The organism is Salinicola socius, assembly GCF_001937195.1.
GTDB classification, from domain to species: Bacteria; Pseudomonadota; Gammaproteobacteria; order Pseudomonadales; family Halomonadaceae; genus Salinicola; species Salinicola socius.
On sequence record NZ_MSDO01000004.1, the window covers coordinates 110867 to 124301 of the forward strand.

Below are 13435 nucleotides of genomic sequence, written 5' to 3' on the forward strand. Positions count from 1 at the left end.
CGGTCTTCACGGGTCTGATGCCTTCTGCCGTCTCGCCAGTTCCAGCGGCGGTTACGCTAGACTGGAGTGCGCAGCATCATGTTGAAAGGCGCTGCGTTGGGGTGAGGTTTAACGCGAGCGGTATCGGGGCAGAATGAACAGACTAGAATGAAACCGTCAGCAAGCAGCAATGACGTGAGAGATTACGGCGCGACAGCGATATCCGGTCGGCCTCAGGAAAGGAAACAATAGGTATGGCCAGTCATGGCAAGGAAAGCACATGGTTGATTCTCAACGGTAAATCGGCTCAGCAGCCGGAGATCCGCGAGGCTGTCGAGCATCTGCGCCGTCAAGGGCATGACCTCCGGGTTCGGGTAACCTGGGAGGGCGGTGACGGGGTCGGGTTGGTGGACGACGCGATAGCCGGCGGTGCCACACGGATCGTCGCCGGCGGCGGTGACGGCTCGATCAACGAGATCGTCGCCGGGCTGATGCGGCAGGCGCCCGAGCGGCGTCCGGCCATGGGAGTTCTGCCGCTGGGGAGCGCCAACGACTTCGCCCATGGGTTGAATCTGCCGATGACTCCCCATGAGGCGCTGGCGCTGGCCATCACCGGAGACGTTCGCCAGGTGGATGTCGGAAAGCTCGACGATGAGCCGTTCATCAACGTGGCGTCCGGTGGATTCGGTGCCGAGATCACTACCTCGACGCCGGTGGGGCTGAAACGTCTGCTGGGCGGCGGTGCATATTCGCTGATGGGGATGTTGAAAGCGTGGAATTATCAGCCCTTCGAAGGGCACATGCGATGGCCGGACGGCGAGGCCCGTGTACCGCTGTTCATGCTGGCGATCGGCAACGGTTGCCAGGCCGGTGGCGGCCAACGGCTGGCGCCCTCCGCCAAACTGGATGACGGACTGCTCGAGCTGCTGTTCGTTCGCCACTTCAACTCGCTGGGTGAACTGAAACGAATCATCGATGAACTCGAGAACCTGCCTCAGGACGGGGAATTCGTGCGGTATCTTCGCGTGCCCTGGGTCGAATTCGACAGCAACGGCGCCTTTCCCTTGAATCTCGACGGCGAGCCGCGTCGCTACGGCCATTTTCGTGCATCGCTGGACCGTGGTGCCCTGCCGTTGGTGGTACCAAAGAGCTGCCCTTTGTTGCTGTACCCGGGTTAGGCACTGTCTGAAAAGTACCGCGCTCGCCCATGCGGCGTTAACAATCGGCTGGTGCGCCAGCCCGGTCAAAATGCTCATTGACACCCCGTAAACTGGTACGCCAACCCGGCCCGTCTTCGCCGGTTTTGCCTTGCCTGGCCCTTCGATCGCCGACTGTTCAGACAACACCAGGCGTGAAACCGGGAATGAGGCTGGTGTCGATAACGACATCGGAAAGCATCGATCAAGAGCGACAGGAGCAGATCACAGTGAATCAGTTCATGCAGGCAGCCATCGAACAGGCGCAGCGCAGTCTCGACAACGGGGGCGTTCCGATCGGATCGGTGCTGGTCCATCGGGGTGAGATCATCGGTCGAGGGCACAATCAACGTCAGCAGAAGGGAAGTGCGATTCTGCATGGAGAGATGGATGCGCTGGAAAACGCGGGCCGTCTCCCGGCCTCGGTTTACCGTGAGACGGTGCTCTATACCACCCTGTCGCCTTGCTCGATGTGCAGTGGTGCGATCCTGCTATACGGCATACCCAAAGTCGTGATCGGCGAGAATCGTACCTTTCTCGGTGAAGAGGCGTTGCTGCGAGAGCGGGGTGTAGAACTCGAGGTGCTGGACGATCCCGTCTGCCGTGAACTGATGACCCAGTTCATCGCGACCTGCCCTGAGGTCTGGAACGAAGATATCGGCGAGCCATGAGCGATCTGGCGGCTCCCGTTACGCTCGGGCATTCGCAGGCGCCGAATGCCGGTGACTAAAAAGCCCACCTGACGGTGGGCTTTGTTCAAGGCGGAAAGCCTCCCGGATCGTGGCCCCGGAGTCAGACCCTTTGACTGGGGTTAGCCAGATACCTTGATGTTGGCGGCCTGAAGGCCTTTCTTGCCCTGTGTGACGTCGAAGGTAACCTTCTGGCCGTCCTGCAGGGTCTTGAAGCCGTCTGCCTGAATTTCGGAGAAGTGGGCGAACAGATCATCACCGCCGTCATCGGGAGAGATGAATCCGTAGCCTTTCGTGTCGTTGAACCATTTGACAGTGCCAGTTGCCATTGTCGATATCCTTAACGTGCATAGTGATGTAGCCGAGCACCCCACGGGAGTACCCGAAATGCGTGGTAAGACCAGGGGGGAATGCGCACGAGGAGTTCGACGAAATCGACTAACAACTGACGACATTCTGCCTGCAAACCGACGCAACGGAGGTTGCATTGGTGGATGTACCGGGTCAAACGTCAGCGGCTTGACTTCAGGTAAAACCGTTTCCCATGCCCCGCCTTCGAACCATAGATAATATTTTCAAGGGCGTCTATATCCTCTGCTGTCCTTTTTTCGGGCTGATCGCGTCACGCAGTATGGTTTTCTTAACGCTTTTTAAGAAGATGACATGCCGCTGTCATATTGGCCACGAGCCAAGACGCTACCTGCCCCGGGAAAGACGACCGGCGTCGCCGGATGTCACGGCGTCCATCCCGGTGCCGGCGCATGCCGTTGTCCGTCATGGCGGCGTTCGTCGCTGGCGGTAATCGAGGCGGGCTGTCATGTCCCTGTGTCGGAGAATGTCGCGCGGACCTGGAGCACGGCGGTATATCGCAGCAGGGACCTCGGGTAAGCTGTCGCTCGCCTTTTGAGTCGACGGGGCAGCGCCAGCTCCCTCGGTTCAATCATCACTCGAGTCAGGAGCAACGTGCGTGACACACCAAGAGTTGAGGTTCAACGACACTCACAGCAAGGTCATCGGTTATCTGCTATGGATTTTTGGATTTACCGGTGCCCACCGCTTTTACTATGGCAAGCCGGTCACCGGCACCATCTGGTTTCTCACCCTCGGGCTGTTCGGCATTGGCTGGCTGATCGATCTGTTTCTGATTCCGAGCATGGATCGACAGGCCGACCTGCGCTTTCGGTCGGGACCGACGAGCTACACGTTGGCCTGGGTACTGCTGACGTTTTTGGGCGTGTTCGGTATTCACCGGATGTACATGGGCAAATGGATCACCGGGCTGATCTACCTGTTCACAGGCGGTCTGTTCCTGGTGGGTGTGCTCTACGATTTCTGGACCCTCAACGATCAGATTTCGGTGAAGCACGCACGCCGCGGCCTGTAATCGGGCGGCTTCGGGTCGCTCCCGCTCGGACAGCGAAATCGTCTTCGCAGGGTGGTTACCCATTTTTTGTCACAAGGAGGTGACGCATGCCGAAGCGACTGAAGCTTACCGGCATTCTGGAAACGCTCGATCGTCAGGTCGAGGATGACACCATCACGCTGCAGGACATCGTCGACACCTTCAATGCTCGGGGATTCGGGCCGGTAGTGTTGTTGCCGGCACTGATCGCGCTGCTGCCGACCGGCGGTGTGCCGGGCGTGCCCAGCGCCTGCGGTATCTTCATTGCATTGATGGCGATCCAGCTGGTGTTTGGACGCAAGAGTCCGTGGTTGCCTAAAGTCTTGAGCGAGCGCGGCATCAGTCACGACCGCTGGCATCGCGTCACTCAGCGTATCAAGCCCTGGACCCGGAAAATCGATCGATTCCTCGAGCCTCGATTGGGCTGGCTGATGGGCGATGTCACCCAGCGTCTGCTGGCGCTGTTGATGGTCGTGCTCGGGCTCGGGATGATGCCGCTGGAACTGTTGCCGTTTGCCGCCGCGATACCGGCACTGGCGATCGTGATCATGGCGCTTGGGCTCACGGCCGGCGATGGGTTGATGATGTTGATCGGCCTCGGGATTACCCTGGGTGGCGGCGTCGGAATCGGCTTCTGGCTGCTCTGATCGACCTGCGCACCCATGCGCTCCCATGAAAATCGCCCCGGCCGTCCTGGCATCGACAGTCGATCCAGGGCGATCGGGGCGATTGTGGCGGGAGGTCGGCGTCGGTTCAGTTGCGGGCGATCAGCGTCGGATCGTAGTTTCCCTGCCGCTCGGCCTGGGACAGCATGGCGACGCCTTGCGTATCGCCTCGCTTGGCCAGGCTTTCGAAGATCACTCGATACGCCAGCACGGCCTGCACGTAGTCACGAGTCTCGCGGAACGGAATGCTCTCGACGAAGCGATCGAACTCGCGCGGGGCGGTCGAAAGCCAGCGATCCACTCGCTGAGGGCCGGCGTTGTAAGCCGCCGTTGCCGCGATTCGATTGCCACGGTAGCGCGCCAGCATCGACTGAATGTAGGTGCTGCCAAGGCGAATGTTGACCTGGGGCTCGAACAGGTCCGCCGTGCTGGGCGCGCTGATCCCGAGCCCTCGGGCGACATGATCGGCGGTGCCCGGCATCAGTTGCATCAGTCCGCGAGCCCCGACCGGTGACATGGCGTGCGGATTGAAGGCGCTTTCCCGACGGGCGATGCCCATCAGCAGGTAGGGATCGACCTGGTTGACTTCACCCCATTTCAGGAACGAGTCGCGGTAGGCGGCCGGGAATCGCCACGGCAATGCATCCCACTGTTTGGCGGCAATGGTGGTCTGGATCGCCATGCCGAACCAGCCTTGGCGGATGGCGTAGTCGGCCAGCGCCTCGGCCTGTTCCGGCGTGTCGCGAGCGGCTGCGGTGAACCACTCGCTGCGCGCGAGGCCGTCCTCGCCGATTCGCATCAAGGCCTCGGTCCGCTGAACCACCGGCAGCATGCCGGTCAGTTCCTGCTGTAGCGTCGAGACCTGGGTGTCGGCCATCTGCAACTGATAGGGTTGACCGAGACGATCGGCGGCGGCAAAGCCGAAGAAGCTGCGATTCTGAGCGGCCAGCTGATAGGCCTGGCGCGCCTTGGCGTCGTCGCCCAGGGCCTCGCTGGCGCGGCCGAGCCAGTACTGCCAGTGGGCTTCGGCGCGGACGTCCGGGGCAAGCGCCTCGCTCCAGCGCACGACATTGGCCCAGTTGCCCTCGGTGACCGCACTGCGAATACGCAGCTCGATGAGATCGGCATCCGCGAGGCGCGGCAGCGTCGTATCGACCCAGCCCTGATTGTTGCCCACATCGCGGACCATGGAGTAGAACGCCAGGTCGTGCTCGATCTCATGGCGACGATCTTCACCGATCGATACATGGGGGGAAATCTTGCGCCAGGCCTCCAGTGACGCTTCGGTATCCGCGCGAGTCAGGCCGTGCATGGCGGCGGCGATCAGCGCGCCGCTGGCTTGACCCCCGGGGCCGAGATCCAGCGGGATCCGGGTCACCGCGGCGTAGTTGCCACGGACGTCGTCGAAGCTGTCGATGGCGCGCTGCCAGGAGTCGTCAAGGCCACGCTGGAGATAGGTGACCAGTCCGCTCTGGCCGTTCTCCCAGGCCAGCATCATCCGCTCCCAGGTGTCTTCATCGGTCAATACGCCGCGCTTCTCGAGGGCCGAGAACAGCGGGTCGCAGGCTTCGGGCTGGGAGGCGCCGACATGCCATAACGCTTCCCCGCCCTCAGCGGCCCTGGCCGGCTCACGATCGAGCAGTGCGGTGTAGTAGTAGCACTGGCGGATGGCGCTGGACGGTTCACCATCGCTGATCGCCAGCAGATCGTCGAAACGTCCCTGTTCACCGAAACGTGTCTGCGCGGAGCCACGCATCCAGTCGGCCAGCGGCGAGTCGCCGTAACGCCGGATAAAATCCTTTACCTCCGCCGCCGAAGCGTTGGAAAGCCGTGCTCGAAGGCGGTGGTACTCCACGTAGCCGGCCAGTACGTGATCCTGAATGGCAGCCTGGTCGATATCGCTCCAGCGCCGATCCCGGGCGGCGTCCAGGGCCTGCTTCATGGCTTGATCGGCGCGGGGATTCACGCCCTGGGACGGCACGGCCGCCTGTGCGGTTGCGCCGAGGCTCATGGCGCCTGCCAGGCACCAGCTCAACCAACGTCTGCGGGTGGGTATTGCGGGCATTGGGTCTCTCTCTTCCTGAAAGCGCTGTTCTTTGAAGCGCATGCGGGTACAGGTCGCACGCTCGTCCGGCTCGCCCGATGCGACGCGCGCTCGGCGAATGACCTCGACCAGAGCCGCAACTGCGGTCAGGGCGGCGTGTGCGACGAAGGTTTGCTGACGCCTTGTCGACTCATGGCGTCCATCGTCGCCGATGGTGGCCGGCTTGGGTAGTGCCGTTTGACGATTCGACGATAGCGTCTGGTAGCCGAATCGTGCCGTTTGATTGCGATGATATTGAATCCTGGTCGGATCGTGACCATTTAACCCTCCAGTCGGCGTCGATCGAACGCTCTTCGCCCCCAGCGTCACCAACGGAGATCCAACCATGAGTCCTTGGCGTTTCCTGACCCAGCTCTCCCGTCTCAAGCAGCGCGGTGGCGCGCTGTCCCGAATCGGCCGCGCGTTTCGGGTCTTCGGTCCCATGTGCATGGATGTCTTCCGTGGTCGCTATCGTCCGATTCCCTGGGCGGCATTCGGCTGGATGGCGTTGGCGCTGGTGTACCTGGTGTCGCCGCTGGATCTGATCCCCGACTTTCTGATGATCATCGGACTGGTCGATGACGTATTCATCGTGGGTTGGCTGCTGACCCGAGTCGACCGGGCGATGGGGGACTACCGGCGCTGGAAGGGCATCGACGACGAGAAGGTCGTCGTCGACTAAGAACGCCGTCGTCGATCAAGCGTTATCGAGCAACAACGGCGTCACCGAGTGAAGAAGTCGCCGCCGAGTTCGGGTTCGGCTTGAAATGGTTCAAGCCATCCCCATATCGCAGAACACCGTGATTTTGTTCGTCTTTATTTCGTAACAGCCTCGAGAGGCCCATCAATGACCACTGCCACTCAAGAAGAAACGCTAGGCTTCCAGACCGAAGTCAAGCAGCTTCTCCACTTGATGATCCACTCCCTGTACTCCAACCGGGAGATTTTCCTGCGTGAGCTGATCTCCAACTCGGCCGACGCGTGCGACAAGCTGCGCTATGAGGCGTTGGACAACGACGGGCTCTACGCTGGCGATGCCGAACTGCGGATCGAGATCGAGCATGACGCCGAGGCGGGGACCGTCACCGTGCGCGACACCGGTATCGGCATGAATCGTGACGAAGTGATCCAGAACCTGGGCACCATCGCCAAGAGTGGTACGGCCGACTTCCTCAAGCAGCTTTCCGGGGAAAAGCAGAAAGATGCCAAGCTTATCGGGCAGTTCGGCGTCGGCTTCTACTCCGGCTTCATCGTCGCGGATGAAATGGTCGTGCGTACCCGCCGTGCCGACAGCGAGCAGGGCGTCGAGTGGCGCTCGAAAGGCGAAGGCGAATTCACCATCGCCGACATCGATCGGCCGGCGCGCGGCACCGAGATCGTGCTGCATCTGAAGGAAGATGCCAAGGAGTTCGCCGACGAATTCCGGCTTAAGAACCTCGTGCGCAAGTACTCCGATCATATCGACGTGCCGGTACGCATGCCGAAGGTCGAGAAAGCGCGCGACGAAGAGGGTAACGAGATCGACGGTAGCGAGACCGTCAGCTGGGAAACCGTCAACGAAGCGACCGCGCTGTGGGTTCGCCCCAAGGCCGAGATCGATGACGACGAATACAAGGCGTTCTACAAGCACATCGCCCATGACTTCAGCGATCCACTGACCTGGAGCCACAACAAGGTCGAAGGCAAGCTCGAGTACACCAGCCTGCTCTACCTTCCGGAACGGGCGCCGTTCGATCTCTATCAGCGCGACGGCGTACGTGGGCTCAAGCTCTACGTGCAGCGCGTGTTCATCATGGACGATGCCGAAGCCTTCCTGCCGCTCTACCTGCGTTTCGTCAAGGGCGTGCTGGACTCCCGCGACCTGCCGTTGAACGTCTCCCGGGAGCTGCTGCAGAAGTCACCGCAGGTCGACTCGATGAAGTCGGCGTTGACCAAGCGTGCGCTGGACATGCTCAAGAAGCTGGCGAAGGACAAGGAGGCCTATCAGACCTTCTGGAACACCTTCGGCGATGTCCTGAAGGAAGGGCCGGCGGAAGATTACGCCAACCGTGACAAGATTGCGGGTCTGCTGCGCTTTTCGACCACGCACACCGACAGCACTACGCAGGATCAGTCGCTGGCCGATTACGTCGAACGCATGAAGGCAGGGCAGCAGAAGATCTACTACATCGTCGCGGATAGCTTCAATGCGGCGAGCCATAGTCCGCATCTGGAGATCTTCCGCAAGAAGGGGATCGAGGTGCTGCTGCTGCATGATCGCATCGACGAGTGGCTGATGAGTCACCTCACCGAGTTCGACGGCAAGTCCTTCGCGGATGTGGCCAAGGGTGACCTTGAACTCGACGATATGGCCGATGAAGCCGAGAAGCAGGCCCAGGAAGAGAGCGCCAAGGCCAAGGAGGATCTGGTCAAGCGGGTGCAGCAGGCACTGGGCGAGCACGTCCAGGAAGTGCGCGTCACGCACCGGCTGACCGATTCTCCGGCCTGCGTGGTACTGCCTGAGCACGAAATGGGCTTCCAGATGCGCCGGATGATGGAAGCTGCCGGCCAGCCGTTGCCGGAAGTGAAGCCGATTCTCGAGCTCAACCCCGACCATGCGCTGGTAGCGCGCCTGGAAAGCACCGAAGGGGGCAATTTCGACGATCTGGCCCATATTCTGCTGGATCAGGCGGTCATCGCCGAGGGTGGCCATCTCGACGATCCGGCAGCCTATGTCAAACGTCTCAACACCCTGCTAAGTGCTTGATCACCTTCGCGTGATCCGCCCATGAGCACTCGACGGCCGGCCCTCGTGGTCGGCCGTTGCTCGTTGGGAAAGCGTGTTCTTGCACGTTTTTTCCTCAACCTTGCGGTTAAATGCTGTTAACCTGCCGTCTTCTCATCAACGGGGGAGCGAGCATGTCGCGATCCTTCCTGTGGTTTCTTGACCGACGAAGCGTCTCTCGTCACCAATGTCATCCGCACCTTCAGTGGTCCAGTCGATACCGAACCCAACCCGACCGCCGACAGCGGGCATCGACAAGGGTGGCAGGAATCGTTCTGGCCTTGAGTCTGGCAGCGTTCCCGATAGCGTCTCAGGCCGAGTCGATATCCGAAACCTTGCCGACCCTAAACAGCCAGGTTCAACGCCCCGCGCTGGATCCGATCAACGAACTGCCCAATCTGCGCGAGGTCAAGGCAGGCCCCAAGCGCAAGGCGGCTTTTTTGAGCATGCTGGTGCCGTTGGTACAGGCGGAAAACGCCCGCATCCAGAGCGATCGCAACTGGCTGGTCGGTGTGCATAGCCGCATCAATCCAATGACGGCGGACGAGAAACGCCGATTGTCTCGTCTGTGTGACGACTACGGGGTCGACTGCGAACCGGCCAAGGTCAGCCGTGAACTGCTGGCGCGGGTCAACACCGTGCCGTTGGAGATGGTGGCGATCCAGGCGGTGGAAGAATCCGGCTGGGGCACCTCCCGGCTCGCCCGGGACAGCAACAATCTGTTCGGCATGCGATGCTTCCGTGCGGGTTGCGGTATTGCGCAACAGGGGACTTCACGCCGTTTTCAGGTGTTCGATAGTGTCCGCGACGGGGTCGGTGCTTATCTGCATAACCTGAATACCCATCGTGCCTATGCGCAACTTCGCGGGCAGCGAGCGGCGTTGGCGGCAAGGGGCAAGTCCATTTCCGCCGAAAAGCTGATCGGTGCGCTGCACAACTACTCGACCTCACCCGATTATCAGCAGCAGCTGCTATCGCTACTGCGCACCAACGGAGACCTCATCCGTACTCACGGCGCCGACAACGCCTTCGTGAGCGGCAGCCCGGCCTGATTGTCGTCACTCTCGGCGATTTACCATGATCTCGGCGACGCCGACTCAGGGCGCCATTCACGGGCCTGTCGACGCTGGGGCGATCGTGCGTCATCGGCCAGTTGGACTAGACTCTGGACTCAACTGTGGACTCAACTACAGCCACTTTCCTGCCAATCCGAGGAGGCCGTCATGGTCAGCGATACATCCCTCGAGGCACTGACCTTCGATAACGTCTGGTCCCGCTTCCCCGATGATTTCTTCACCCGAGTCAAGCCGACTCGCTGGGGTGGTACGCGGCTGCTCGATATCAGCCCGAGAGGGGCGGCGCGCCTCGGCCTGGAGCCCGATGATATCGATCATGGTCGTCTGACCGCGCTGATGGGTGGGGAGCGACTGCTGGACGGCATGGATCCCCTGGCCCAGAAGTACACCGGCCATCAGTTCGGTACCTACAACCCGGCACTCGGAGACGGACGCGGCCTGCTGCTGGGGGAGGCAATGACACCTCAGGGGCCGGTCGATCTGCATCTGAAGGGGGCCGGACAGACGCCGTATTCGCGCTTCGGCGATGGCCGTGCGGTGCTACGTTCTTCGATTCGCGAGTATCTGGCCGGCGAGGCAATGGCTGGACTCAAGATCCCGACCACGCTGGCGCTGGCGGTGGCCGTCAACGGCGAGAAAGTGATGCGCGAGCGCGTCGAGCCGGGCGCGACGCTGCTGCGGCTGGCGGAAAGTCACGTGAGGTTCGGTCACTTCGAATGGCTTTACCAGCAGCAGCGTGTCGAGGATCTCGAGCGACTGGCGCGTCACGTCATCGATCGTCATCGGCCTGATCTCGCTCAGGAGTCCGCACCGCTGGAGGCACTGTTCCAGGATGTGGTCACGCGCACCGCGGAGTTGATCGCTCGCTGGCAGGCCTATGGATTCGTCCACGCGGTGATGAACACCGACAACATGTCGATTCTCGGCCTGACGCTGGACTATGGCCCCTATGCCTTCATGGATCGATTCGAGTCGAACCTGACGCCCAACCACACGGATACGGCCGGCCGCTATGCCTTCGACCAGCAGCCCGGCGTGGCACTGTGGAATCTGACCGTGCTGGGGCAATCGTTGACGCCGTTGATCGACGTCGAACGGCTGCGCGAGATGCTCGATAGCTACGAGCCGACGCTGCAGGCGGCATATGCCATCCTGATGCGAGGACGGCTGGGGCTCGAAACAGAACAGCAGAGCGATGGCGAATTGATCGATGACTGGCTGTCGCTGCTCGAAAGCTCGCGGGCCGATTTTCATCGCAGCTTCCGCGCGCTCAGCGACCGCGATGTCGTCGGCGGCCTCTCCCTGGCGGAAGAGATCGCGAGTCCGGAGCTCGAGAGCTGGCTGGAGCGGTATCGCCGACGTTTGAATCATGAATCCCGTGGAGACACCGAGCGGCTGGCGGCAATGCGGCGGGTCAATCCGCTCTATATCCTCCGCACGCATCTGGCTCAGCAGGTGATCGAGGCCGCGGAACAGGGGGACGCGAGGCCGTTGCAGACATTCCGCGAGCTGCTCTCGTCTCCGTTTCTGCAGCGACCGGGGATGGAGATCTGGAGCGAGGCGCCATCCTCCGACGCGCCGCCTGTCTGCCTCTCCTGTTCGTCATGACAGCGTGATGCCGGTGCCCGCAGCCGGCATTTTCATGGCGATTTGGCAGCGATAAGTCATGGGTTATAAGTGCGATAACGGAAACGATGTGTCCGGTTTTTAATATTGAAATCAGACGCTTGTTGTCTTTTTTTAATATAACGCTTTAGTTATGCCTGCCATAAAATATTGATTGGGTTGGTTTTTCTCCTAATTGCTTGATTCCACTCTCTTCTTTCCGGAAAACTGTCGTACCGGTCGACGCGGCTTGAATCTGATGATGGGTCTCTCCGCCTGGTGTTCCGGCACTGGGCGTTGAAGGGTTACGTCATTGGCAAACCGATGGATCGCTTGATCGACAGACGGAAAGGAGTCTCGACGCATGGCTGACCACCAGGAGAATATCGAATGAAAATTGGGGCGCCGAAGGAGCTCGCCAGGGGAGAGGCGCGAGTGGCGCTGACGCCCGAAAGCGCGCAGCAGATACAGAAGCTGGGGCATGAGTGCCTGATCGAGAGCGGCGCCGGCGCACTCGCCGGGTTCGACGACAGCGCCTATCGTGACGTCGGCGTCAGCGTCGTCGAGGGAGCAAGGGCGCTGTGGGGCGAAGCGGACGTCGTGATCAAGGTTCGGGAGCCGGTCGAAGCGGAGATCGAACAGCTGCGGAAAGGCCAGACGCTGATCAGCTTCTTCTGGCCGGCACAGAACGAGGGGAACCTGGAGCGCTGTCGGGCGACCGGTGCGACCGTTGTCGCCATGGACATGGTCCCGCGTATCTCGCGTGCCCAGAAGATGGACGCGCTTTCCAGCACCGCTAATATCGCCGGTTATCGTGCTGTGATCGAAGCGGGCAATCAGTTCGGACGCTTCTTCACCGGCCAGGTGACGGCGGCCGGCAAGGTGCCGCCGGCCAAGGTGCTGATCGTCGGTGCCGGCGTTGCCGGACTGGCGGCCATCGGTACCGCGACCAGTCTGGGTGCCGTGGTTCGCGCCTTCGATGTTCGTCCGGAGGTGGCGGAACAGATCGAATCGATGGGGGCCGAGTTTCTGTTTCTCGATTTCGAGGACAGTCAGGACGGCTCGGGCAGCGGCGGCTACGCGGCCCCCTCGAGCCCCGAGTTCCGCGAAAAACAGCTGGCGCTGTTCCGCGAGCAGGCCCCGGAGGTGGATATCGTCATCACCACCGCGCTGATCCCGGGTCGTCCCGCGCCGAAACTGTGGCTCGAGGACATGGTCGCGGGGATGAAGCCCGGCTCGGTCATCGTCGACCTGGCAGCGGAAAAGGGCGGCAACTGTGATCTGACCGTGATGGATGAGCGCATCGTCACCGACAACGGGGTGATCGTGGTCGGCTACACCGATTTTCCGTCGCGCATGGCGACACAGTCGTCGCTGCTCTACGCCACCAATATTCGCCACATGCTGACCGATCTGACGCCGGAGAAGGATGGCGTGATCGTTCACGACATGGAAGACGACGTCATTCGCGGCGCGACGGTGACCCATGCCGGCGAGATCACCTTCCCGCCGCCGCCGCCCAAGGTGAAGGCGATCGCGGCTGCCAAGCCCAAGGAGAAGGTCAAACAGCCGACGCCGGAGGAGAAGAAGGCGGCCGAGCATGCTGCCTTCCTGGCCCAGAGCAAACGCCAGATCGGCATTCTCGCGGCGGGGGGGGCGCTGATGTGGCTGCTGGGACTGGTCGCGCCGGCATCGTTCATGCAGCACTTCATCGTCTTCGTCCTGGCCTGCTTCGTCGGGTTTCAGGTGATCTGGAACGTCAGCCATTCGCTGCACACGCCACTGATGGCGGTGACCAATGCCATTTCGGGCATCGTGATTCTGGGCGCCGTGTTGCAGATCGGCTCCGGCAGTTGGCTGGTGGCGCTGTTGGCAGGCCTGTCGGTGCTGATCGCCTCGATCAATATCGTCGGCGGCTTCCTGGTGACTCGCCGCATGCTCGCCATGTTCCAGAAATCCTGATCCGCGGAGAATCG

The 13435-nt window shown here is 61.4% G+C and carries 11 protein-coding genes; 9 read left to right on the forward strand and 2 right to left on the reverse strand.

What is annotated here, in order from left to right:
- Positions 1–233 precede the first annotated feature (233 nt).
- Together yegS and BTW07_RS04825 are read left to right on the forward strand one after the other, a co-directional pair.
- Complete coding sequence (gene yegS, locus BTW07_RS04820) at positions 234–1157, forward strand: lipid kinase YegS (protein ID WP_075569037.1); 924 nt, start codon at positions 234–236, stop codon at positions 1155–1157.
- Between the two features lie 248 nt (positions 1158–1405).
- Positions 1406–1846 (forward strand): nucleoside deaminase, encoded by a 441-nt coding sequence (locus BTW07_RS04825; protein ID WP_075569122.1) that lies wholly within the window; start codon positions 1406–1408, stop codon positions 1844–1846.
- Between the two features lie 140 nt (positions 1847–1986).
- Here BTW07_RS04825 and BTW07_RS04830 read toward each other — a convergent pair whose 3' ends face one another.
- Positions 1987–2193, reverse strand: a complete 207-nt coding sequence (locus BTW07_RS04830; RefSeq protein WP_071232112.1) for a cold-shock protein — start codon at positions 2191–2193, stop codon at positions 1987–1989.
- A 638-nt stretch (positions 2194–2831) separates the two neighbouring features.
- Between BTW07_RS04830 and BTW07_RS04835 the strand changes: the two genes are divergently transcribed.
- Together BTW07_RS04835 and BTW07_RS04840 are read left to right on the forward strand one after the other, a co-directional pair.
- Complete coding sequence (locus BTW07_RS04835) at positions 2832–3248, forward strand: NINE protein (protein ID WP_075569038.1); 417 nt, start codon at positions 2832–2834, stop codon at positions 3246–3248.
- A gap of 86 nt (positions 3249–3334) precedes the next feature.
- Positions 3335–3913, forward strand: coding sequence for an exopolysaccharide biosynthesis protein (locus BTW07_RS04840; protein WP_075569039.1), 579 nt, complete (start codon positions 3335–3337; stop codon positions 3911–3913).
- Positions 3914–4019: 106 nt separating this feature from the next.
- Here BTW07_RS04840 and BTW07_RS04845 read toward each other — a convergent pair whose 3' ends face one another.
- Positions 4020–5996, reverse strand: a complete 1977-nt coding sequence (locus BTW07_RS04845; RefSeq protein WP_075569123.1) for a transglycosylase SLT domain-containing protein — start codon at positions 5994–5996, stop codon at positions 4020–4022.
- 364 nt (positions 5997–6360) lie between these two features.
- On the opposite strand from BTW07_RS04845, the gene BTW07_RS04850 reads away from it, so the two are divergent.
- From BTW07_RS04850 to BTW07_RS04870, 5 genes are all read left to right on the forward strand, one after another.
- Positions 6361–6696 carry a YkvA family protein gene (locus tag BTW07_RS04850; protein ID WP_075569040.1) on the forward strand — a complete coding sequence of 112 codons (336 nt, stop codon included), beginning with the start codon at positions 6361–6363 and terminating at the stop codon, positions 6694–6696.
- A 165-nt stretch (positions 6697–6861) separates the two neighbouring features.
- Positions 6862–8760 carry a molecular chaperone HtpG gene (htpG, locus tag BTW07_RS04855; protein ID WP_075569041.1) on the forward strand — a complete coding sequence of 633 codons (1899 nt, stop codon included), beginning with the start codon at positions 6862–6864 and terminating at the stop codon, positions 8758–8760.
- Positions 8761–9038: 278 nt separating this feature from the next.
- The gene (locus tag BTW07_RS04860; RefSeq protein WP_158025858.1) at positions 9039–9830 is read left to right on the forward strand and encodes a glucosaminidase domain-containing protein; all 792 of its coding nucleotides are present in this window, start codon (positions 9039–9041) and stop codon (positions 9828–9830) included.
- A 171-nt stretch (positions 9831–10001) separates the two neighbouring features.
- Entirely contained in the window at positions 10002–11462 is a 1461-nt protein-coding gene (locus tag BTW07_RS04865; RefSeq protein WP_075569042.1) for a protein adenylyltransferase SelO, read from the forward strand.
- A 387-nt stretch (positions 11463–11849) separates the two neighbouring features.
- On the forward strand, positions 11850–13421 hold the full coding sequence (locus tag BTW07_RS04870; RefSeq protein WP_075569043.1) for a Re/Si-specific NAD(P)(+) transhydrogenase subunit alpha: 1572 nt from the start codon (positions 11850–11852) through the stop codon (positions 13419–13421).
- The last annotated feature ends 14 nt before the right edge of the window (positions 13422–13435 follow it).

Coding starts and splice junctions, on each gene's coding strand:
- BTW07_RS04850 (WP_075569040.1), top strand. CDS start 6,361: ATGAGTCCTTGGCGTTTCCTGACCCAGCTCTCCCGTCTCAAGCAGCGC.
- BTW07_RS04840 (WP_075569039.1), top strand. CDS start 3,335: ATGCCGAAGCGACTGAAGCTTACCGGCATTCTGGAAACGCTCGATCGT.
- htpG (WP_075569041.1), top strand. CDS start 6,862: ATGACCACTGCCACTCAAGAAGAAACGCTAGGCTTCCAGACCGAAGTC.
- yegS (WP_075569037.1), top strand. CDS start 234: ATGGCCAGTCATGGCAAGGAAAGCACATGGTTGATTCTCAACGGTAAA.
- BTW07_RS04830 (WP_071232112.1), bottom strand. CDS start 2,193: ATGGCAACTGGCACTGTCAAATGGTTCAACGACACGAAAGGCTACGGA.
- BTW07_RS04845 (WP_075569123.1), bottom strand. CDS start 5,996: ATGCCCGCAATACCCACCCGCAGACGTTGGTTGAGCTGGTGCCTGGCA.
- BTW07_RS04870 (WP_075569043.1), top strand. CDS start 11,850: ATGAAAATTGGGGCGCCGAAGGAGCTCGCCAGGGGAGAGGCGCGAGTG.
- BTW07_RS04865 (WP_075569042.1), top strand. CDS start 10,002: ATGGTCAGCGATACATCCCTCGAGGCACTGACCTTCGATAACGTCTGG.